Annotated in this window: 18 protein-coding genes; 9 read left to right on the top strand and 9 right to left on the bottom strand. The window is 62.1% G+C overall.

Annotated features, from left to right (window positions below; translation table 11 throughout):
- The first annotated feature begins 141 nt into the window (after positions 1–141).
- Positions 142–1179 carry a FecR domain-containing protein gene (locus tag ATY76_RS27585; protein WP_088677837.1) on the top strand — a complete coding sequence of 346 codons (1038 nt, stop codon included), beginning with the start codon at positions 142–144 and terminating at the stop codon, positions 1177–1179.
- 6 nt (positions 1180–1185) lie between these two features.
- On the opposite strand, the gene ATY76_RS27580 is transcribed toward ATY76_RS27585, so the two are convergent.
- Positions 1186–3357: an adenylate/guanylate cyclase domain-containing protein gene (locus ATY76_RS27580; RefSeq protein WP_088677836.1), complete on the bottom strand. Its 2172-nt coding sequence runs from the start codon at positions 3355–3357 to the stop codon at positions 1186–1188.
- Positions 3358–3674: 317 nt separating this feature from the next.
- Here ATY76_RS27580 and ATY76_RS27575 point away from each other — a divergent pair, with 317 nt between their 5' ends.
- The 5 genes from ATY76_RS27575 to ATY76_RS27555 all read left to right on the top strand — a co-directional run bounded on the left by ATY76_RS27575 (position 3675) and on the right by ATY76_RS27555 (position 9267).
- Complete coding sequence (locus ATY76_RS27575; protein ID WP_245310103.1) at positions 3675–5225, top strand: adenylate/guanylate cyclase domain-containing protein; 1551 nt, start codon at positions 3675–3677, stop codon at positions 5223–5225.
- Positions 5226–5381: 156 nt separating this feature from the next.
- Positions 5382–5594 carry a 30S ribosomal protein S21 gene (rpsU, locus tag ATY76_RS27570; RefSeq protein ID WP_003585885.1) on the top strand — a complete coding sequence of 71 codons (213 nt, stop codon included), beginning with the start codon at positions 5382–5384 and terminating at the stop codon, positions 5592–5594.
- Between the two features lie 134 nt (positions 5595–5728).
- On the top strand, positions 5729–6598 hold the full coding sequence (locus ATY76_RS27565) for a tetratricopeptide repeat protein (protein ID WP_088677834.1): 870 nt from the start codon (positions 5729–5731) through the stop codon (positions 6596–6598).
- A 474-nt stretch (positions 6599–7072) separates the two neighbouring features.
- Positions 7073–8725, top strand: a complete 1653-nt coding sequence (locus ATY76_RS27560) for a sensor histidine kinase (RefSeq protein ID WP_088677833.1) — start codon at positions 7073–7075, stop codon at positions 8723–8725.
- Between the two features lie 59 nt (positions 8726–8784).
- Positions 8785–9267, top strand: coding sequence for a DUF992 domain-containing protein (locus ATY76_RS27555; RefSeq protein WP_088677832.1), 483 nt, complete (start codon positions 8785–8787; stop codon positions 9265–9267).
- A 79-nt stretch (positions 9268–9346) separates the two neighbouring features.
- On the opposite strand, the gene ATY76_RS27550 is transcribed toward ATY76_RS27555, so the two are convergent.
- The 6 genes from ATY76_RS27550 to ATY76_RS27525 form a co-directional block, all read right to left on the bottom strand.
- Entirely contained in the window at positions 9347–10741 is a 1395-nt protein-coding gene (locus tag ATY76_RS27550) for an NAD(P)(+) transhydrogenase (Re/Si-specific) subunit beta (protein ID WP_088677831.1), read from the bottom strand.
- A gap of 6 nt (positions 10742–10747) precedes the next feature.
- Positions 10748–11146 (bottom strand): proton-translocating transhydrogenase family protein, encoded by a 399-nt coding sequence (locus tag ATY76_RS27545; protein ID WP_088677830.1) that lies wholly within the window; start codon positions 11144–11146, stop codon positions 10748–10750.
- Entirely contained in the window at positions 11146–12294 is a 1149-nt protein-coding gene (locus tag ATY76_RS27540; RefSeq protein WP_088677829.1) for a Re/Si-specific NAD(P)(+) transhydrogenase subunit alpha, read from the bottom strand. Before ATY76_RS27540 ends, ATY76_RS27545 begins: the two co-directional genes overlap by 1 nt.
- A gap of 203 nt (positions 12295–12497) precedes the next feature.
- Positions 12498–12722, bottom strand: a complete 225-nt coding sequence (locus ATY76_RS27535) for an aa3-type cytochrome c oxidase subunit IV (protein ID WP_088677828.1) — start codon at positions 12720–12722, stop codon at positions 12498–12500.
- Positions 12723–12950: 228 nt separating this feature from the next.
- On the bottom strand, positions 12951–13703 hold the full coding sequence (locus ATY76_RS27530) for a hypothetical protein (RefSeq protein WP_088677827.1): 753 nt from the start codon (positions 13701–13703) through the stop codon (positions 12951–12953).
- A 143-nt stretch (positions 13704–13846) separates the two neighbouring features.
- Positions 13847–16150 carry an EAL domain-containing protein gene (locus tag ATY76_RS27525; protein WP_088677826.1) on the bottom strand — a complete coding sequence of 768 codons (2304 nt, stop codon included), beginning with the start codon at positions 16148–16150 and terminating at the stop codon, positions 13847–13849.
- A gap of 329 nt (positions 16151–16479) precedes the next feature.
- Here ATY76_RS27525 and ATY76_RS27520 point away from each other — a divergent pair, with 329 nt between their 5' ends.
- Entirely contained in the window at positions 16480–17019 is a 540-nt protein-coding gene (locus ATY76_RS27520; RefSeq protein ID WP_088677825.1) for a TRAP transporter small permease subunit, read from the top strand.
- Positions 17020–17039: 20 nt separating this feature from the next.
- Complete coding sequence (locus tag ATY76_RS27515; RefSeq protein WP_088677824.1) at positions 17040–18527, top strand: TRAP transporter large permease subunit; 1488 nt, start codon at positions 17040–17042, stop codon at positions 18525–18527.
- A gap of 176 nt (positions 18528–18703) precedes the next feature.
- Here ATY76_RS27515 and ATY76_RS27510 read toward each other — a convergent pair whose 3' ends face one another.
- Positions 18704–19810, bottom strand: coding sequence for a TRAP transporter substrate-binding protein (locus tag ATY76_RS27510; protein WP_088677823.1), 1107 nt, complete (start codon positions 19808–19810; stop codon positions 18704–18706).
- Positions 19811–20101: 291 nt separating this feature from the next.
- Here ATY76_RS27510 and ATY76_RS27505 point away from each other — a divergent pair, with 291 nt between their 5' ends.
- A complete protein-coding gene (locus tag ATY76_RS27505; RefSeq protein ID WP_088677822.1) occupies positions 20102–20881 on the top strand; it encodes a gamma-glutamyl-gamma-aminobutyrate hydrolase family protein in 780 nt (259 codons plus the stop codon).
- A gap of 7 nt (positions 20882–20888) precedes the next feature.
- On the opposite strand, the gene ATY76_RS27500 is transcribed toward ATY76_RS27505, so the two are convergent.
- Entirely contained in the window at positions 20889–21845 is a 957-nt protein-coding gene (locus ATY76_RS27500; RefSeq protein WP_088677821.1) for a 2-hydroxyacid dehydrogenase, read from the bottom strand.
- Positions 21846–21858 lie beyond the last annotated feature (13 nt).

The raw sequence follows: 21858 nt of genomic DNA, 5'->3' as shown, positions 1-21858 counted from the left end.
GCAATTTTGAGGCGTCCCCGGGCCGAGGCGACATCCTTTGGACGATGACGCAACGTCGCGCATGCCGCCCTAGCCCAAGTGGGCGAGAAGACAAGCAGTTACTAAAATGTTAATTCTCCCCGCGTTGCCGGGGTGTGTATCATGTGCGGTAGGCGTTCATTACTCGCGGCGCTTTGCATTGCGCTCTCCACCATGCGGCCAGCGATCGCCGCAGAGCCGGTCGGCCAGGCTGTCGTCATCAAAACGGAAGTGACGGGACAGGGCGGACCGATCGAAGTCAACACCAGCGTTCACCGCGACGAGCGCATCCGAACATCCAAATCAGGACTGGGCCAATTCCTGTTTCGCGACGGCACGAAGCTCGCAGTCGGTTGGGGGTCATCCGTCGTCATCGATAAATATGTCTTCGACGACTCCCAATCGGTCAGGAAGCTCACCATCAGGGCCGCGAAGGGAACCTTCCGCTGGGTCAGCGGCAATTCGAAATCCTCGGCCTACCAGATCCTAACGCCCGCCGGCACCATCGGCGTACGCGGCACCGCATTCGACTTTTATGTCGGCCCCGATGGCACAACTGCCGTGGTGCTGTTGAACGGCGCAGCCAGCTTCTGCGGCCCGGGCGGCTGCCGCCAGCTGCAGCAGCGCTGCGATTGCGTCGTCGCCAAGCCGAACGGCGATATGTCGCCGGCCCGCCGGGTCGATCCCAGCGTTCTCGATACACTCGGAAACCCACGCGCCCTGCCCTTCCTCTCCGGCAATCAGCGGCTTGCGGGCGGCATCGGCATGCTCGGCGGCTGCAACATGGCCTCGGTCGCGCCGGAAAGAAAAGACAGAGCACGGCCTCCGCCGGCGATTGAGCCCGCTCCGCAAAGACAGGATCCGCCACAGAAACAAGCCGAGCCGCAAAAGGAACGGCCGAACAAGCCTGACAAACCGCATCATGAGAGGCCGCACCATGATAAGCCGCATCACGACAGGCCTGATCACGACAGACCGGATAAACCCGACAAGCATGATGGCCATGGCCGGCATGACACCGATGGCAAGCCGGGAAATCACGGCGAGGATCATCGAGACCACGACCGCGATCATGGCGGAAACCGCGATCGTAATCACGGCGGAGACCGCGATCGTGATCATGACAAAGACCGGGGCCGGAATTTCCATCGCGGCCGCTGACCTCCCTCAGTCCGCGGCGCTCTTTTCGCCTCCCTCCGGCGCTTGGCGAAAATGATCGGTCCTGCCGGATATGCGCTGGTAGAATTCCGCCAGAGCGCCGGTCACCTGCACCGCCGTAAGCTTGGCCGCACTGATCAGCTTTCGGCTGTTGCGCGAATGGGATTGCAGGGCCTCCGTCAATTGCCTGTGAACGACCTCGAGCGCGGCGAATTCCTCGGATGCCGCAACCCGTTCATCGCCGACGACGGCAAGGATCTGCGTCCGGCTGCTCTTCCCCTTGAGCGGCAGCGCGCCGGCCTCGATCACCGCCATTGCCTGCACGGACCGCGCCGTGCTGTCGGAGATGAGGATATCAAAGCCGACCTCCTTGCAGCATGACTCGATGCGGGCCGCGACGTTGACGGCATCTCCGACGGCCGAGTAGTTGAAGCGGGTCTTGGCGCCCATATTGCCGACGCAGGCAAGGCCGGTATGGATGCCGATGCCGATATTGACCTGCTGATCGGGCCCGAAACCGAAAGCGTCGCCGGCGTTCAATTCGGCAAGTGTTTCGCGCATGGCAAGCGCGGTGCGAACTGCCTTGGTCTCGTGATCCGCCACATCGACCGGCGCATTCCAGAACGCCATGATTGAATCGCCGATAAACTTGTCGAGGGTGCCCTCATTGGCCACGACATGACGGCTCAGCGCATCGAGCAGCGTATTCAGGAAGGCGACGACCTCCGTCGGCGCCAGCCGCTCGCTCATTTCGGTAAAATTCCTGACGTCGACGAACATCATCGTCAGCTCGCGGTCGTCTCCGCCAAGACGCAACGCGTCGCGGTTATGCTCGATGCGATGGAGCAGCGACGGGGAAAGATAATGCCCGAAAGCGCGTCGCACCTCGCGCCGCTCTCGGTCGATCACCAGGATCTTGAACGAGGTCGCGGCAAAATGGGTGATCGATCCGCTGATGATCGGCGCCAGCGGATCGAAGAGAAGCCCCGCATAGAGAAAGGCGAGCCATGACGCGACAAGCGCCATTGCCGTGATCAGCAGGCCGCAGACCAGCGCGACGGCGGGGCTGACGAACGTCGTCACCACGACGAGGAGGCATCCGAGCACCGCGATGACGAGGATTTCAAGCCCGTCCGCCCAGTCGGGCCGGGACAAGAATTGGCCGGAGAGGATCTGCTCCACGGCCTGCGCATGCAGCGAAACGCCGGGAACGTTCTCGCCGAGCGCGGTGACGCGGATGTCCTGCAGGCCGGCCGCCGATGTGCCGACGAAGACGATACTGCCGGCGATGGCGGCTGCAACCTCGGGGAAAGCCCCTTCCGGCGCGAGCACCTGCCGGACGGATATGTAACGCTCGGCCCGATCGGGAGTGACATAGAGCCAGAGTTCGCCCGCCGCCGTCAGCGGCACGATGAAATCCCCGATCTTCGCCGTGGTCATGATGCCGGCGCGATCGGGCGCGCCAGCCAGCACGTAGGTCGACGCCCCCTGCGCCACGCGCAGCGCTTCGACCGCGAGATTCGGATAAAGCTGCGTGCCATCGGTCAGGAACAGCGGAACCGCCCGCACCACCGGCGAGGGATTGCCGGGATTGAGGCTGATATGGCCGAGGCCGGCCGCGTTGGCCTCCAGTTGCGGCCTGAGCGGCGTCGAGGCGCCGAGATGGGGCGGCGCCGAGACGGGGCTTTCGCCCGTGAAGGCGAAGCCCGCCTTCACGGGCGGCCGGTAATTGCCTTCATTGGAGAGGCCGAAGCCGAGCACGACGGGCTTCTCGGCGATCGAACGGGCGAAGATCTCGTCATTGTCAGGCAGCTTTTCGGCAAGCGAAGGATCGATCCCGGCAACCTCGCGCACGACATTGCGCGGCGACAGCCGGTCCGGCTCGGAGAAGAGAACATCGAAGGCGATGGCGGCTGCGCCCATTTCCGAAAGCCGGTCCACCAGCAGAGCCAGCCGGTCTCGCGGCCACGGCCATTGGCCGAATTCGCGCAGCGAAGCCTCGTCGATGTCGATGACCCGGACCGGCATCGGCGCGAAGGCTCTGGGAACGAGCCGTTGATACTCGTCGAACGTCACGCCGCGGATCAGCTTGAAAATTCCGGGATCACCCGCGCGCAGCATCGTCAGCAGAGCCACGATCGCCAGACCGATAACGACACCGATTTGCTGGACGCGCGTCATGATCTCACCGGCTGTCCCCTCCCACGGCCGGCGGAGCGGGCCCGCAGCTGCCGGCAGACAGGCTACGCCGCTTTCGCTCCAAACGCCATTCGCACATCTGGCCCAGTTCCTCGCTTTTTGGCTTGCCGCGCGACGTCTCCAATTTTGGCCGCCCTTTTGCCGGTACGACAAAGGCTTCGATCTTGCCGGGCAGGCTGCGAAATGTTCTTGTAGCGATCGAAAATCGGATGCTTTTCCAAAAAGAATGAGGGTCCCCCGTGATTTCCGAATCCGCCGCGCGTCGAAGCGGCTACTGGCTGATTGTCGTGGTGTTGGCCATGCTCGCGGGGCTGCCGCTTGCCGTCTGGCTCGATATCAGCGATCTCTCGGGAAATACCCTGCGGCGGCAGGCGCGCGACATGAGTTCGCTGATATCGAGCATCCGCTCTTATTATTCCACCAATGTCGTGGGCCGCGTTCTGGCCGCGCATGCGAGCGGCGCGACCGCGGGCACGGTCGTCTCCCACAACTACGCCAATATCCCGGGCGCCATACCCCTGCCGGCAACCCTTTCCCTGGAACTCGGCGACGTCATCAAGGAGCAGCAGGCCAATATCACCTACCGGTTCGTTTCCGACCTCCCCTTCAAGAGCCGCGCATCCCACGAGCTCGATGACTTCGAGAAGCAGGCACTTGCCGCTCTGCGCGCCAATCCGCAGCAGACGCTGAACGACCTTACCCGCGTCGGATTGACCGATACGTTGAGGTTCATCACCCCTGTCGTCATGGGCCAGGCCTGCGTCGCCTGCCACAACACCCATCCCGAAAGCCCCAAGACCGATTGGAAAGTGGGTGATGTGCGCGGCATTCAGGAAGTCATCATCAGACAGCCTTATGTGAGCAACGTCTTCGCCTTCAAATATCTGCTCTGCTACTTCCTGTTCGTTGCCGTCATCGGCATCAGCTTCATCCTGCTCCAGCGGCAGCAGACGCGGGCGATCCACGGCGCCAACCAGGATCTGGAAGCGGCAAACGAGTTCCTCGCCAGCGTTTCCCTGAAGATTTCACGCTATCTCTCGCCGCAGATCTACAAGAGCATCTTCAGCGGGCAGAAGGACGTCGTCGTCCATACCGAGCGCAAGCGCCTGACCATCTTCTTCTCCGACATCAAGGATTTTACCGCGACCACCGAGCGCCTGCAGCCGGAAGCCCTGACGGAGATGCTCAACGAATACCTGACCGAAATGTCGAACATTGCGCTCGAGCATGGCGGCACGGTGGACAAGTTCATCGGCGACGCGATGCTGGTCTTTTTCGGCGACCCGGAAACGAAGGGACCGGAGGAGGATGCGAAAGCCTGCCTGCGCATGGCGGTCGACATGCAGCGCCGCCTCGGAGAACTCAAGGACAGGTGGCGCAGGAACGGAACCGAGGAGCCGTTCGTGGTCCGCATGGGAATCAACAGCGGTTACTGCAACGTCGGCAATTTCGGCAGCAACGACCGCATGGACTATACGATCATCGGCGCCGAGGCCAATCTCGCGGCCCGGCTGCAATCGATCGCCCAGGGCGGAGAAATCGTCATCAGCTACGAAACCTATGCGCTGGTAAACGAAATCGTCGATGCCCATCCCTTGCCGCCGATCACGATGAAGGGCATACAGCGCGAGATCGTGCCCTATGCGGTCGACGGGCTGAAGCTCGGCGCCGATCACAAGAGCCGCGTTCTCAGCGAACACCTCTCGGGCCTCGACCTGCATCTGGATATGAGCCGGTTGGAGCCGGCCGATCGCCTGCGGGTCAGGACAGCCCTCAAGGAGGCGATTGCCGCGCTGGATGAAACTTTGCCCGAGGCGGCCGATCGCAGCCGGGTGTCGGACGAGGCGTGATTTTTCCGCCCGCCCTCCATATCCATCTGGACTTCCCCTACCCGATCTGCTATCCCGCATCACCAATCGCAAGGCTGCGGCCGCGCGAACGTTATATTTTTGCCCCTGGCGCTGCGCCGCCTCAGGCATCAACCAAACCAAAGGAACGTGATTCTCGTGCAGGTACTTGTCCGCGATAACAATGTCGATCAGGCTCTCCGCGCTCTCAAGAAGAAGATGCAGCGCGAAGGCATTTTCCGCGAAATGAAGATGCGCGACTACTACGAGAAGCCGTCGCAGAAGCGTGCTCGCGAAAAGGCCGAGGCTGTTCGCCGCGTTCGCAAGCTGGCCCGCAAGCGCGCCCAGCGCGAAGGTCTGGTCGCACGCTAAGCGTTGCCGTCGTTTTTTCGACGTTTTCAGATGCATTGTGGCGGGGGCGATGGGTTCGCCGCCGCCTTTTTAGTTTGCCGCTGAAGATCGCATATCCGCGTACCGGATATGCCGCATGGGGAAAGCGAGCCCGAATGGCTGATATCACCTTCAATCCGTCCCGCGCCTGGCGCTTGCAGAAAACCGCATTCCTGCCCGCCTTGACGCTGGCCGCCATGCTCGGCCTCGCCGGCTGCGAAACGACCAACACCACGGACGCCGTGATCCGCATCGACAAGGCGCAGGGCTCGGAAGAGAACATCGCGTCGCTGACGGCGGTTATCAACGCCAATCCGAGGGACCCCGAAGGCTACAATGTCCGCGGTTCCGCCTATGGCCGCGGCGGCCAGTTCCGCCAGGCGCTGAACGATTTCAATACGGCATTGCAGATCAATCCGCGCTTCTTCCAGGCCTATGCCAATCGCGCCCTGGTCTATCGCAACATGGGCCAGCAGCAGCAGGCGATTGCCGACTATAACGCCGCCCTGCAGATCAATCCGAGCTACGACGTCGCCTATATCGGCCGCGGCAATGTCTATCGCATGGCCGGCCAGGACGATGCGGCCTTCAACGATTTCAACAAAGCGATCCAGCTCGGCACCACCGATGGCCGCGCCTATCACAATCGCGGCCTGATCTTCCAGAAGCGCAATCAGCAGGATAAGGCGATCGACGATTTCTCGAAGGCCATCTCGCTCGCGCCGAATTCGCCCGAGCCTTATAATGGCCGCGGCATCTCCTATATCGCGCTGAACGACGACGATAACGCCTTTGCCGATTTCAATCATGCGATCGAACTCAACGGCAACATCGCCGAATCCTGGGCCAACCAGGCGCTCGTCTACGAACGCCGCGGCGACAAGGCGAAGGCCGCCCGCTCCTATCGCCACGCAATCGGCCTCGATCCTAAATACCAGCCGGCTCGCGACGGCCTGGCCCGCGTCGGCGTCGCCCCAGCCGGCTAAGGACATGCATTGGGCGGCCCGGAGCACCGGCCGCCCACAACGGCCTCTTGCCGCCGATCGGAACACCGGCGGAGATCCTGGCAACCCAAGCGAATCCTCCGGCGGCTTTTCGAGCGCATTTTTGATTGGGCGCCGTCCATAGGCGCCGTCCAGCCCGCACAGGCGGTTCCGCCCGCGTCAAAAAAGCAGGCCGAAAAAACGTTCGCCCTCTTCGATGGCATGTCATACTGTGTTGCAACCTCCTGCTCCTCCCCCTAACATGCGCCTGCTTCGATAGCCTGCTATCGGCGATACGAAACGCGTTGAGGGCGGTTTGCGAGAGATGAGGATCTTTGCTTTCCTGACCGCGAACGAAAACTGTTGCGGGCTGCGCGCATCGCAGCGCCGCGCCTCTTTTCAGAGGCGTAGAGGACGCTGCAGCACTTTGAAGCGCTGCATGGCTTCATCCACCGCGCAGGTTATGTGGCGCAATAGATGAAGATCCTTGCACTGTTCTTTCCCAAGGCCTCGATCGGCACCTATCTCGTCGCCATGGCGGTGGCGATCGCACTGCCGATCTTTGCCTTCGTGGCGCTGCTTCTGCTGCAGCTGGAGGATAACCAGCGCTCGGCGCTGAAACGCGAGACGGCCCAGGATGCCGTTGCCCTTTCGCGCATCATCGACCGCCAGCTGCAGGACATGGCGACGACGCTGCGGCTGCTGTCGAGCTCGCCGGAACTCGAAAATGGCAATCTCGCCGCCTTCCACGAGCGCACGGAAACAGCGTTGCGGAACAATTCGCTGTTCGTCATCGCCGTCGACCGCACCGGCCAGCAACTCCTGAACACGCGCCGGGCCTTCGGCACGCCGCTCGACAAAGTTGCGAACATGCCGTCTCTCGAATCGGCCATGACCTCCGGCCGCATCGAGGCTTCCGACGTCTTCCGCGGCCGGACCAGCGGCGACTGGGTCTATAACGTCACCCTGCCACGGCCGAACGATCCCGTCGCAGCTCTCATCATCACCCAGGACGCCAGGGATCTGGGCAGGCTCGTGACCACGGAAGGCCTCGCCCCCGGCTGGTCGGCCGCCATCATCGACCAGAGCGGCCATGTTGTCGCCGCCACCGGGCCGGGCAATCTCGAACCGGGCACGCCCTTCGATTCGCGCATTCTGCCGGCGCTCGGCACTTTCCGGGGCGTCTTCGAAGACGCGGCGGTCTTGCCGCACATGCTTCTCGGCTATGCCCAGATTCCCGGCTGGTCCTGGAAGACGGTCATCTGGGGGCCGGTCGCCCAGGCCTCGATCCTCAGCACCTGGCGCTTCCTCATCATCGGCGGCGTCGCGCTGGTGCTCGTCGCCGTGCTGGCCGCCTATGCCGTTGCAAGACAGGTCCGCACCACCATCCGCGAGATCGCCGACATGGCGAACCGCATGGGCGAAGGCCATATCGTCTCACCGGTTGAAACCAGCGTCATCGAAGCGAACCAGGTGGCAATCGCACTTTCCAACGCCTCTTTCGATCGCAGCCAGACCGAAGACCGGCTGCGCTTCGTCATGCATGAACTCGTCCACCGCACCAAGAATCTTCTGACGCTTGCCCAAGCGATGATGCGCCAGCTCGCCAAACAGGCCGACAGCGTCGAGACCTTCCAGGCCGCCGTCGCCGATCGCCTGGAAGGGCTTGTGCGCTCGATCGAACTGCTGACGAGCGAGCAATGGGGAGGCGTTTCGCTGAGGCGCGTCGTCGACATCCACCTGCAGGCCTTCCCGCAGGCGCGCGAACAGATCGAAGTCAGCGGTAAAGATTTCGTCCTGAAGCCGGATGCGGTGCAGAATCTCGGCCTTGCCCTGCATGAACTCGCCACCAATTCGGTGAAATACGGTGCGCTTTCCGTGCCGCAGGGCCGTGTTCGTTTCGAATGGCGGGATGTGAAGGAAGAAGACAAACCGGAGGCCCTGCTCCGCTTCACCTGGGACGAGCGCGGCGGCCCGCCGGTGACGCAGCCCTCGCGCTCTGGTTTCGGCACGACTGTTATCAAGGCCCATGCTGCCTCCGCCTTCCGCGGCACCGTCGAGGTCGATTTCCGGCCCGAAGGCCTGCTGTGGGTTTTGACGGCCCAGCGTGGCACGCTGGAGCGGGAATAGCGCAGGAACAATCTCCACCTCCACCCGTTTCGGACAGGTCGTTCCAAAGGAGAAAGACCATGTTCAAGCAAACGATGATCGCAACCGCTGCATTGGCGGCCGCTGTCTGGGCAGGCCCGGCCGGCGCGGAAAACTATGTTACGCTTGGCCGGCTGGTCTGCGGATCGGATGGCGGCCAGGGCCTGATCATCACCTCACAGAAGAACCTGACCTGCACCTATACGCCGGCAACGGGCGGCCCCAAGGCGGTCTATGCCGGCAAGATAGAAAAATTCGGCCTCGATATCGGCCAGACCGGCAAGAGCGTGATGATCTGGCAGGTGTTGGCGAAGACCGGCACGGATATGCCGCAATTCGCGCTTGCCGGTGAGTATTACGGCGTCGGCGCCGATGCCAGCATCGGTGCGGGCGCCGGAGCCAAGGTGATCGCCGGCGGCACCAACAAGGCCTTCATGCTGCAGCCGTTGAACGTCCAGGCCCAGGAAGGGCTGAACCTCGCGATCGGCGTCGAGAAGATGACGCTCGTGCCGGGCGAGGTATGAGGAAAAGCGCGGCCCGCCATAACGCATATCATGCGGCTTGAATCGAACAGCCGCCCGAAGGCGGCTGTTTCTGGGTCGGTCAATGCGCGATCGCCTTGTTGATGTCCTCGGTCATCTTCTTGGCGTCGCCGAGCAGCATCATCGTGCCGTCCTTGTAGAACAGCGTATTGTCGATGCCTGCATAGCCCGAACCGAGCGAGCGCTTGACGAACAGGCAGGTTTTGGCCCGGTCGACGTCGAGGATCGGCATGCCGTAGATCGGCGAGGTCTTGTCGTCGCGCGCCGCCGGATTGGTGACGTCGTTGGCGCCGATGACATAGGCGACGTCGGCCTGGGCGAATTCCGAATTGATGTCTTCGAGCTCGAAGACCTCGTCATAGGGAACATTGGCTTCGGCAAGCAGCACGTTCATATGGCCGGGCATGCGGCCTGCGACCGGGTGGATCGCATATTTCACCTCGACGCCGTTCTTCTTCAGATTGTCGGCGAGTTCGCGCAGCGCATGCTGGGCCTGGGCGACCGCCATGCCGTATCCTGGCACGATGATGACCTTCGACGCATTCGCCATCAGATAGGCCGCATCCTCGGCCGAGCCGAGCTTGACGGTCCTGTCCGACGTATCGGCTCCGCCCGACGTCGTCTCGCCGCCGAAACCGCCGAGAATGACGGAGATGAAGGAGCGATTCATGCCCTTGCACATGATGTAGGAGAGAATGGCGCCGGAGGAGCCGACGAGCGCGCCGGTGATGATCAGCGCCAGATTGCCGAGCGTGAAGCCGATGCCGGCCGCGGCCCATCCGGAATAGGAATTCAGCATCGAAACGACGACGGGCATGTCGGCGCCGCCGATCGGCACGATCAGCAAAACCCCGAGCGCCAGCGACAGCGCCACCACGGCCCAGAAGTCGAAATGGCTTTCGGTGGCGGCAAGCCCGATGATGAAGAGCACGATCAGCACCAGCAGGGCCGCGTTGATCACATGCCGGTAAGGCAGCAGGATCGGCTTGCCGGACATCCGCCCGTCGAGCTTCAGGAAGGCGATGATCGAACCGGTGAAGGTCAGTGCCCCGATCGCCACGCCGAGCGCCATCTCGACGCGTGCTTCGGTATGGATGTGGCCGATCTCGCCTATGCCGAAGGATGCAGGCGTATAGAGCGCGGAAGCCGCCACCAGCACGGCGGCAAGGCCGACCAGCGAATGGAAGCCGGCGACGAGCTGCGGCATCGAGGTCATGGGGATGGTGCGGGCAACATAGGCGCCGACGCTGCCGCCGATGGCCAGGCCGAGGACGATCAGTACGAAACCGCCGAAATTAGGCGTCGCCAGCACGAGCGTCGTCAGGATGGCGATCCCCATGCCGACCATGCCGTAGAGATTGCCCTTGCGGCTGGTGGCAGGATGGGACAGGCCGCGTAGCGCCAGGATGAAGAGAACGCCGGAGACGAGGTAGAGGAAAGCTGCGATATTGGTCATCGGTCCTCACCTGTCCTTCTTGCGGTACATCGCAAGCATTCGTTGCGTGACGAGGAAGCCGCCGAAGATATTCACCGAGACGAGCACGAGGGCGACGAAACCGAAGCCGGTCGCAAGCCCGCTGGTGGAGATGCCGACCGCCAGAAGCGCGCCGACGACGATGACCGAGGAGATCGCATTGGTGACGGCCATCAGCGGCGTATGCAGCGCCGGCGTCACCGACCAGACGACGTAATAACCGACGAAGATCGACAATACGAAGATCGCCAGCTGGAAGACGAAGGGGTCGATCGCCCCGCCGGTCGCAGCGCTTGCCGCCTCCGGCGCCTGGGCGGCGGCCGTGACGACGGCGGTCACCGCCTGGTCGAGCTGCTGAAGCGCTCTGTCCATTGCTTCACTGGCCATCACATGTCTCCCTTCTTCGCGCCGCCGAAGGCGGGATGAACGACATCGCCGGCATAGGTCAGCATCGTCGCCTTGACGAGTTCGTCGTCCAGATTGACGACCACGCTCCCGCTTTCCTTGTTGACCATCGTCTCGAGGAAAGTGACGAGATTCTTGGCGTAGAGTGCCGAGGCGCTGGCAGCGACCCGGCCCGGCATATTGGCAAAGCCGATCACCTGGACACCTTCGACGTCGGCGACCTCGCCGGCAACGGCACCCTCGATATTGCCGCCGCGCTCGACCGCGAGGTCGACGGCGACCGCACCCGGCTTCATCGAGGCGAGCATGACGCGCGAAACGAGCCGCGGCGCCGGACGGCCGGGAATGAGAGCGGTGGTGATGACGATATCCTGCTTGGCGATATGTTCGGCCACAAGCGCTGCCTGCTTGGCCTGATAGCCGACCGACATCTCCTTGGCATAGCCGCCGGCCGTTTCCGCCGCCTTGAACTCCTCGTCCTCGACGGCGATGAACTTGGCGCCGAGGGAAGCGACCTGCTCCTTGGCGGCCGGGCGCACGTCGGTGGCCGAGACCGCAGCACCCAGGCGGCGCGCGGTGGCGATCGCCTGAAGCCCGGCGACACCGGCGCCCATCACGAAGACCTTGGCAGCCGGCACGGTGCCTGCCGCCGTCATCATCATCGGCATGGCGCGGTCATAGACCGCAGCCGCCTCGATGACGGCCTGGTAGCCGGCGAGATTGGCCTGGGATGAGAGCACGTCCATGGACTGGGCGCGAGTGATGCGCGGCATCAGCTCCATGGCGAAAGCAGAAAGCCCGGCGCCTGCGAGAGCCGCGATCGCTTCGTCGTTGCCATAGGGGTCCATGATGGCGATGACGACCGCGCCGCTCTTATAGCCTGCGATTTCCGATGGGCTCGGGCGGCGCACCTTCAGCACCACGTCGGCGGTGGCGGCATCCGCAAAACTGCCGATCCTGGCGCCCGCGGCCTCGAACTCTCCGTCCGGAATGCGCGACGCCGCACCGGCATCGGTTTCGACAATGACGTCGAAACCGAAACCCTTCATTTTCTTCACGGTTTCGGCAGAAGCCGCGACACGCGTCTCCCCGTCCGTGACTTCCCTTGCAACGAAAATAATATTGCCCAACTGCCCCCTCCTCCGGGTCAGCCAGACCGCCGCAGGCGCGCCTGCGCAGGCCAAGCACCGAGTTCACAAAGCTTCGGAGAAGCCTCCCCTTCCCTAGAGCGTCAAGCGTCCCTCCGACGCACAAACGCTCCAGCTCTTCCAATCTGCTGAATCGCGCGCTCTCCGCATCGATCCCGGTTTCGGGACCGATGCGCCGGCCGCGATCAGCGGACCATGAAGATGCCGATGGCGAGAAGAATGATGAAGACGAAGAGGCCGCCGAGAAGGCCGGCGCCGCCGAAGAAACCGGCGGTCATCGCGAGCAGGAGAACGACGAGAAGCATCGAGCCGTATTTCGTGCCGGCAATGAACATGTTGTAGGTCTGCTCATGTTCCTTGTAATCCATCGGCGCGCCGGTCTCGACCGGTCCGGTATGATGTTCGGCCATAAATATCGTCTCCCTGAAATGCCTTTGCGCTGCCTGATTCCCTTGGCTGCGCCGAGGGAAGTCCCTGCCTGCAGGAATTACACAATGACAGGCGAAAGCGCAATGCATGAGAATGCCGCAGCCGCGGTTCCAAACCACCTTCTCCAGCAAGGGAAAAAGCGCGCCTGACCACCGGCTGCGGATCTTGTCATTGCCGCCTGCCCTCTTCCATCAGGAGAGCAGCAGAAATCAGAGCGGCAGGTCGGTACCGAGCTCGCCTGGCGGCACGAAACGCGCCGTCGGGATGATGGTGAGCGGCGGCAGCGTGTCGTTGGGGTTGCGCGAAAACATCATGCGCTGCTCGCTGGCGCTGGAGATGAAGAACGGATAGCGCGTCAGCAGCTTGCGCCCGACCTCGATCACATTCGTCGCCATCAGCGTCATGTCGATCCCGTAATTCTTCGCCAGCCGGCCCGGCACGACCGTATCGGCATAGAAGACCCGCTTGTAGAAAGCGGCATGCGGAGGCCGGACGAACTGCAGGACCCGGTCCGCACGGAAATACGCCGCCGCGACGATGGTCGGCCGCAGTGTCAGATAGGGAACCCAGGGCAGATCGGCGGTGAGCTCGGGGTCGGCCGCGAAACGCGCCGGATCGATCAGCGTCAGCCCCGCATCCAGAAGCTCATCCATCGCCTCGGGAAAGGCGCCGCCGGACTGGCTGAGGCGATGCTCCGGTGTCACATAATGAACCCGGATGGTGCTGACCAGTTCCCCATAATAATACAGTCCGAAGATATAGGCGTGGCTGTCGAAATCGCTGTCGTCAAGTAACCCCTTCGGAGCGAGCGCGAGTACGTCGTGGGCCTTGTAGGCCTTGTAGCGCAGGCGTTCCACCTGCTCCATGTCCTCGCTGCTTTCGACGCGGCGATATTCGACATGATCCAAAACTTCCAAAATTTTCGCGCTGAAATCGCTACGCTTGAACAGTGTCTCTGACATTTTCCCGATCCGCTCGTTAACGGATCATTAATCATATGCCGGCGAGATTTAGGCAAGGAAATCCGATAATTCGGGCCGTTTATAAAGTATTAAGGTTAACGGTGCGGAGGATTGTCAGCGCAAAAGCGGCCGATGCGGAGCGCTCAGGCGACCTTGCTGCGCCGACGCTGAACGGGGCGGCGACCGATGCCCTGCTGCAACAGCGGGATATTCTGGGAAGGCACGGGCTGCGAGAAAACATAACCTTGCACGAGGTCGGTGCTGCGATGCTTGTTGAGCAGGGCGAGCTGCTCTTCGGTCTCGACGCCCTCGATGACGATCTTCAGCCCCAGTTCGCGGGCGAGATGGACCGTTCCGCGCAGGAGTTTGAGGCGGCGGGTATCCTCGACGATATTGCGGACGAAGGAGCGATCGATTTTGACGATATCGAGCGGCAGCGTGTCGAGATAGCTGAGGCTGGAGAAGCCGGTGCCGAAATCGTCGATGGCGATGGTGATGCCGCGGGCCCTGAGTTCCGCCAGGATGGCGCGCACGGCCTGCGGTTCGTCGATCAGGCAGCTTTCGGTGACTTCGAGATGCAGCCGCGCCGCATCCAGGCCGGAATGGGCAAGCGCATCGGCGACCACCGCGAGAATGTCCGCATCGCGCAGATCCCGCGCCGAAAGGTTGACCGAGACGGCAATATGCTCCGGCCAGTTCATGCATTCGCTGCAGGCCTTGAACAGCACGAAGCGGGTGATGTCGGAAATGATGCCCATATCCTCGGCGAGCCGGATGAAGACATCGGGCGGGATCGATCCCTTCTCCGGATGCACCCAGCGCGCCAGGGCCTCGGCGCATTCGATCCGTGTGCCGTCGGCCCGGAACATCGGCTGGAAGACGAGATGCAGCGCTTGCGCTGAAACCGCCTCGCGCAGATCCGCCTTCAGCTTTTGCTGCTCGATATAGCGGCCGTCCATTTCCCGCTCGAAGCCCGATATGCCGCCCTTGAGGCGCGACTTGCTTTCGAAGAGCGCAAGATCCGCCTTGACGCTCCATTCGTCGAGCGCAAAGGCCGTGCTTTCGAGGATCGCATAGCCGGCGCTGAGCGAAACCAGGAAAGTAATCTCGTCAACCTCGTAATGACCCTGGATCGCGGCATGCACACGGCGGATCTCGAGATCGAGCGAAGCCGGCTCCTTCGCATGCGGGAAGAACAGGATGAACTGGTCCCCCATCAGCCGTCCGAGGATGGCGTTGCCCGAAGCCTGCTTGATGCGGGCGGCGATGGCGCAAAGCAGATGGTCGCCGGTGACATGGCCGCGCATGTCGTTGACATGCTTGAACTCGTCGATGTCCAGCACCATGAAGCCGAGCGGGCCTGATTTCCTCGGATGTTTGGCGAGATATTCCTGCACGAGCTGGCCGAAATATTCCCTGTTCGGCAGGCCGGTCAGCGCGTCGAAGCGGACCATGTGCATGATCTTCTGCTCTGCCTTGACCCGGCTCGACACGTCCTCGAAGATCAGCACGGCGCCGCCATCGGCCCTTCGGCTGGCCGAGAATTCGAGCGACAGGCCTTCGGGGAAATGGATGAGCGTGCGCGACAGGTTGCCTTCGGCCACCTGGGTGAGCTGGCGCAGGATAAGCTCCGGCTGCGAGGCATCCATGAAGCTGTGGCGCGCGCCATAGCGCAGCACCGCGCCAAGGTCGCGGTCTTTCAGCCGTTCGGGAGCCCCGATCTTCAGAAGCTCGCAGGCCTTGCGGTTGACGACCTGAATGCGGTTTTCGGCATCGACCATCACGAGGCCATGCGGCATGTTGTTGAGCGCCGTATCGAAGCGGTCGGCGATCATGGTGATTTCCCGGCGCGCAATGACATTCTCGTAGAGGAACTCGCGCACGCCGTTCGCCATGGCCCGCGTCGTCAGCCAGAAAGGAATGAGGAAGATCGACAGCACGCCGCGATAGAAATCCATCGCCAGCAGGCTGCAGACGATCATCGGCAAACAGCAGGAAAACGTCTGGAGATCGACAGCAAGGCGCGAACCGTAATTGCGGCCGACGACGGAAACCATGGTCGCCATGGTGACCGAAATGCAGGCGAGCTCCGCGAAGGAATCGTGCACGACGAAGATGGCATAGCCGCTGGCGAAGCCGAGAAGGGCAGTGGTGCAGGCGGCACCGGCCACCAGGATCCGCTCCCAGCGCTCGATGTCGGCCCGCGACAGGCTTTCCTTGTCGACGCGATCGAACTGCCGGAAGATAGCCATGCGGGCGCTGAAGACCAGAAGGAAGGCGAGCGACAACAGGATGTAGATGGAATATTGCGTCTTGGCGGCGACGGCGAGGCAAGTCGCGATGTGGACGATCACGCCAGCAAGAAGCGTCATGCGGTTCCCGGAAAGGGAACTCACAAACGACAGATACACATCTAAAGGGACCCTGGTCGGGTTATCTGGCTTCATCCACACTTTCCCTGTGCGCGGGGAGTCTAAGGCCAACCCTTTAAAAATTGATTTCAATCGAATCAAACATTTGGTCAAATTTTCTAAAACCAGAGGATGAACGTCACATCTTACAGGTGATAATGCATCCTTTTGGCGAGATTATTGAAATAATTTATCCACGTCAGGGTTGTCCAAATCTCCAGAAGTCGCGCAAACCGGCCATCGCGGCTAAGACTATACTCCAAGGCGAGGCATTTATCCTTCCAATTTCAAAGGCCGTGGTCTACATCGATTGCAAAGAAGGAAAGCTGCCGGAAAACCGGCAGGACAAAAGACAAGGGGAACGAATGTCGGCACTTCTGGCAGTCAGCCGGTTGATCGACTGGCTCAGTCGCATCGTGGGCAAATTTTCCGAGTACATGGTACTCTTCTGCTGTCTGATCAGCGCCGGAAACGCCATCGTCCGCTACACCTTCAACTACAGTTCGAACGGCTGGCTCGAGATTCAGTGGTATCTCTTCGCCTTCGTCGTCATGCTCGGCGCTTCGCATGCGCTGCGCAACAACGAACATGTGCGTGTCGACCTGATCTATGGCGCGGTTTCGGAGAAGGCGAGGATCTGGATCGACATCGTCGGCCTCATCTTCCTGCTCCTGCCCGCATGCATCTATCTCGCCTGGCTGTGCTGGCCGTTCTTCGCCCTCTCCTACCAGCAGGGGGAGATATCGGGCAATGCCGGCGGCTTGATCCGCTGGCCCGTCAAACTGATCCTGGTCGCCGGCTTCGCGCTGCTTTCCCTTCAGGGCGTTTCCGAGCTGATCAAGCGGGTCGCAGCGCTCACCGGCCGCATCAGCATCGACACCACATACGAAAAACCGCTGCAATAAGCGGACCGGGAGGAACTGATTTGTTTGATTTCGGCATCATTCCGCCGGCGATGTTCCTGGGCATGGTCGTCTTCATGCTCTACGGCTTTCCGGTCGCCTTTTCGCTCGCCGCCGTAGGCCTGCTCTTCGGCATCATCGGCATAGTCACGGGCCATTTCAGCGAAGCTTTCCTGCACAATCTGCCGCTGCGCCTGTTCGGCATTGTCTCCAACGACCTCCTGCTCGCCATCCCCTTCTTCACCTTCATGGGTGCGGTGCTGGAGCGATGCGGACTTGCCGAGGATCTGCTTGAAGGCACCGGCAAGCTCTTCGGCGCCATCCCCGGCGGCCTTGCCTATGCCGTCATCCTCGTCGGCGCCGTGCTCGGCGCCATCACCGGCACGGTCGCGGCCTCCGTCATCACCATGGGTGTGATCTCGCTGCCGATCATGCTGCGCTACGGCTACAGTCCGCGCCTTGCGACCGGCGTCATCGCCGCCTCCGGCACGATCACGCAGGTCATCCCGCCCTCGCTCGTCCTCGTCGTTCTCGCCGATCAGCTCGGCCGGTCGGTCGGCGACATGTATCTCGGCGCGATCGGCCCCTCGATCCTGCAGGTGACGATCTTCGTGCTCTTCATCCTTGTCATGTCGATCATCCGGCCGAAATCGATGCCGCCGCTGCCGAAAGAAGTGCGCGGCGATCTCGACTGGGCGCTGCTGGCGAAGGTGCTGATGGGCATGGTGCCGTCGATCGTGCTGATCTTCCTGGTCCTCGGCACCATCTTCATGGGCCTTGCCACGCCGACGGAAGCGGGCGCGCTCGGCGTCGTCGGCGCCATGGGGCTTGCCGCCCTGCATCGCCGCCTCACCTGGCCGCTGATCCGCGAGGCGATGACGTCGACCACGCACATCACGTCGATGGTGGTGATGATCCTGATCGGCTCCACCTGCTTCAGCCTGGTCTTCCAGGGCATGGACGGCTCCCGTTGGATCGAGCACATGCTCTCGGGCATTCCCGGCGGTCCGGTCGGCTTCCTGATCTTCGTCAATATCTTCATTTTCATCCTCGCCTTCTTCCTCGATTTCTTCGAGATCGCCTTCATCGTCATCCCGATGCTCGCCCCCGTCGCCTCCAGCCTCGGCATCGACCTGATCTGGTTCGGCGTGCTGATCTGCGTGAACATGCAGACGAGCTTCATGCATCCGCCGTTCGGCTTCGCGCTCTTCTACCTGCGCTCGATCGCCGGCAAGGAGGTCAAGACCTCGGATATCTACATGGGCGCCCTCCCCTGGGTCGGCATGCAGGTCATCCTGGTGGCGATCGTCATCTTCTGGCCGGAATCGGTAACCTACTGGCTGGACCGCGGCCCGAAGGTGGACCCGAACTCGATCAAGATCGAAGTGCCCGGCTTCGGCGGCCAGCTCGGCCTGCCGCCGGTGGGCGGCGGCAACGGCTCGCCGCAGATCCCCGGCCTCACTTTGCCGCCGCTGAACGGCCTGCCCGGAGCGCCGGCGCCCGGCAAATAGCGCATGCCGCGCAAAACTGTGCAGCGGTTTTGCGGCAACGACATGCGAGAAAATAAAAAGCTAAAGCGTCAGGAGCGAATCTGAAAGATCGCGACGCGCTTTAGCCCGAAACGAAAAACCCCCGGATTGAATCCGGGGGTTTTGTCATCAGCTGAAACCAGCAGTCTGCGAAAAGCTTAAAGCTTCCCGGCCCGCTGCTGGATCATCATGAATGTATCGAACGTATATTCCGAAAGCTGCATCCAGAGATAGGCGTCCCGCTTGAAGGCGGTCTGGTCTTCATAGATCTTCTTGAAATACTGGTTCGTGCCGGAGATTTCGCCGTAGATGCCGGTTGCCGCCTGGAAGCAGGCTTCCATGATCTCCTGGCTGAACGGGCGCAACGTCGCGCCTTCCGCAACGAGCTGCTTCAGCGCCGTCGGGTTCTTCATGTCGTATTTCGCCAGCATGTTGGTGTTGGCGAAGGCGCAGGCGTCGGTCAGCGCTGCCTGATAGTGCTTCGGCAGGTTGCTCCATTTTTCGAGATTGAAGAACGCATGCACCGTCGGGCCGCCTTCCCACCAGCCCGGGTAATAGTAGTATTTCGCCACCTTATGGAAGCCGAGCTTCAGGTCGTCATAGGGGCCGACGAATTCGGCCGCGTCGATCGTGCCCTTTTCGAGCGCCGGATAGATGTCGCCGCCGGCGATCTGCTGCGGAATGACGCCAACCTTCTCCATGATGCGCCCGGCAAGGCCGGCGATGCGCATCTTGACGCCCTTGAGGTCGTCGAGCGTATTGATTTCCTTGCGGAACCAGCCGCCCATCTGCGCTCCGGTATTGCCGGCCGGCAGGGCATACATGCCCTGCGTGGCGTAGAATTCGTTCATCAGCTTGTTGCCGTTGCCCTCGTAGAACCAGGCATTGGTCAGGCGGCTGTTCAGGCCGAAGGGAATGGCCGTTCCGAAGGCATAGGCCGGATCCTTGCCGACGAAATAATAGGAGGTGGTATGCGCCGCCTCGACCGTGCCGGCGGCGACCGCATCGACGGCCTGCAGACCGGGCACGATTTCACCGGCCGCGAAAGGCTGGATCGTGAAATTGCCGTCCGTGGCGGCGGCGACATGCTTGGAGATGTCCTCGGCGCCGCCATAGATCGTGTCCAGGCTCTTCGGAAACGACGACGTCATGCGCCATGCGATCTTCGGATTTTCCTGCGCGATCGCAGGCGCTGCCAATGCCGTTGCGGCAACCGCTCCGGCGCCGGCGGTCCCCGCCTTCTTGAAAAACGAACGACGATCCATCAAAAACCTCCCGTATAGATGGCGCTACGCGGCGATCTTCACCCCTACCCGCAGCAAGGGCAAACCTAAGCATGGCGAAGGCCGCGATTCAAGCTTTAGTCTATTAGCCTTTGGCATCAAGACGGCAATAAGGCAATACGAGCGCACCCATCAAAATCAGCAGCTTAGCGGCAAGTAGGATGGCAGCGGAGGCGCTGCCGCCGCAATTTGGCCACCTCGCGCAGCCAAGCGTTGACTTGACGGCCATTCTGGCGGCAAAACGGTCAGCACAAAGATTTCACCGGGGTGAACATGACGAAACCGATCGTTGCCATTCCTGCCGATATCCGCAGCTTCGACGGCATCACCTGGCATGCCGTGCAGCATCAATATCTCAGGGCCGCATTGAATGCGGCCGGCGTCATGGCCTTCATCATTCCGGCCTTCGAGGAAGGCTACGATACCGACGCGATCCTCGACCGCGTTGACGGCCTCCTGGTATCTGGCTCGGCCAGCAACGTGCATCCCTCGCTCTATAGCGTCGAAGCGACCGAAAGGGACGGCCCGTTCGACCCCGCCCGCGACGCCACCAGCCTGCCGCTCATCCGCCGCGCCATCGACCGCGCCATCCCTCTGCTCGCCATTTGCCGCGGTATCCAGGAGCTGAATGTCGCTCTCGGCGGTTCGCTCGCAAGCGAGATCCAGGACCAGCCCGGCATCTGGGATCATCGGCGGCCGGAAGGCGTCGACCGCGACGGCATGTACGCCATTCGCCAGACCGTGCATGTCAAGGGAGGCTCCTACATCGCAGGCATTCTCGGCCCCGGCGAAGTCCGCGTGAATTCGCTGCATCGCCAGGCAATCGCCAGGACCGCGCCCCGCCTGCAGGTGGAAGCCACCGCCGAAGACGGCACAGTCGAGGCCGTCTCGGTCATCGACGCCAAGGCTTTTGCCGTCGGCGTGCAGTGGCATCCGGAATACTGGGCCGAAACAGACAAGCCCTCCAACAAGCTCTTTACCGCCTTCGGCGACGCCGTCCGCAACCATGCGGCCGGCAAACTGGCGACGGTACCGGCGCAAGCCATCGCCTGAGCAGGACTTACGCTTTCTGCGGCGTCTCCGGCACCGGCGTCAGCGCCGTTCCCTTTTTGAACCACGCGATGAGATTGTCGACGACGAGATCGGCCATCCCATTGCGGGTCGGCACCGATGCGGAAGCGACATGCGGCAGCAATACCGCGTTTTCGGCGGCAAGCAGGTCGGCCGGCACCGTCGGCTCGTCGTAGAACACGTCAAGACCGGCCGCGCCGAGTGCGCCTGATGCAAGAGCCGCGCCGAGCGCCTCTTCATCAACCGTCCAGCCGCGGCCGACATTGACGAGAATACCGTTCGGGCCGAGCGCGGCGAGAATATCGGCATCAACCGTCTTGTGTGTCTGCGGCGTCTTCGGAACGATGGCGATCAGCGTATCCACCGCTTCCGCCAGCCCCTTCAGCGTCGGGTAGTAGTCGTAGGAAACGTCGGCATGGCGCGAACGGGTGTGGTAACTGATCTTCACCTTGAACGGCTCCAGCCGCTTGGCGATCTCGAGCCCGATGCGGCCGAGGCCGTAAAGCCCGACATGGCGACCCTTGAGCGAGAAACGCGACAACGGATAGGCCGCGCCCGGCTTCCAATTGCCGCCGCGCAGCCACGCTTCCGCCCTCGGCAGCTCGCGGATCGTGTTCAGGAGCAGGCCGATCGTCGTATCGGCGACCTCGTCGTTCAGAACGTCAGGCGTATTGGTGACGACGATGCCCTTTTCGGCGGCGCGCTTCACATCCATGCCGTCATAGCCGACACCGAAGCTGGCGATCACCTCGACGCCAGGCAACTGGTCCATCCAGGCGCCGGGAAAGGCGCCGGAGACCGCGACGCCGCGGATGCGCGCGGCGGTCTCGCCATCGAGAGCAAGCTTTTCCGCACGCGGGACGGCGATAATCTCAAAACGATCCTTCAGCCTTTCGAGAACACGATCGTGTATCTTCCCAGGAACGAGAATGGCGATGCGGGACATGGCTTTTCCTCTT

The organism is Rhizobium sp. R339, assembly GCF_002211395.1.
Taxonomy (GTDB): Bacteria; Pseudomonadota; Alphaproteobacteria; order Rhizobiales; family Rhizobiaceae; genus Rhizobium.
This window is presented reverse-complemented; position numbering and strand designations above follow the sequence as displayed.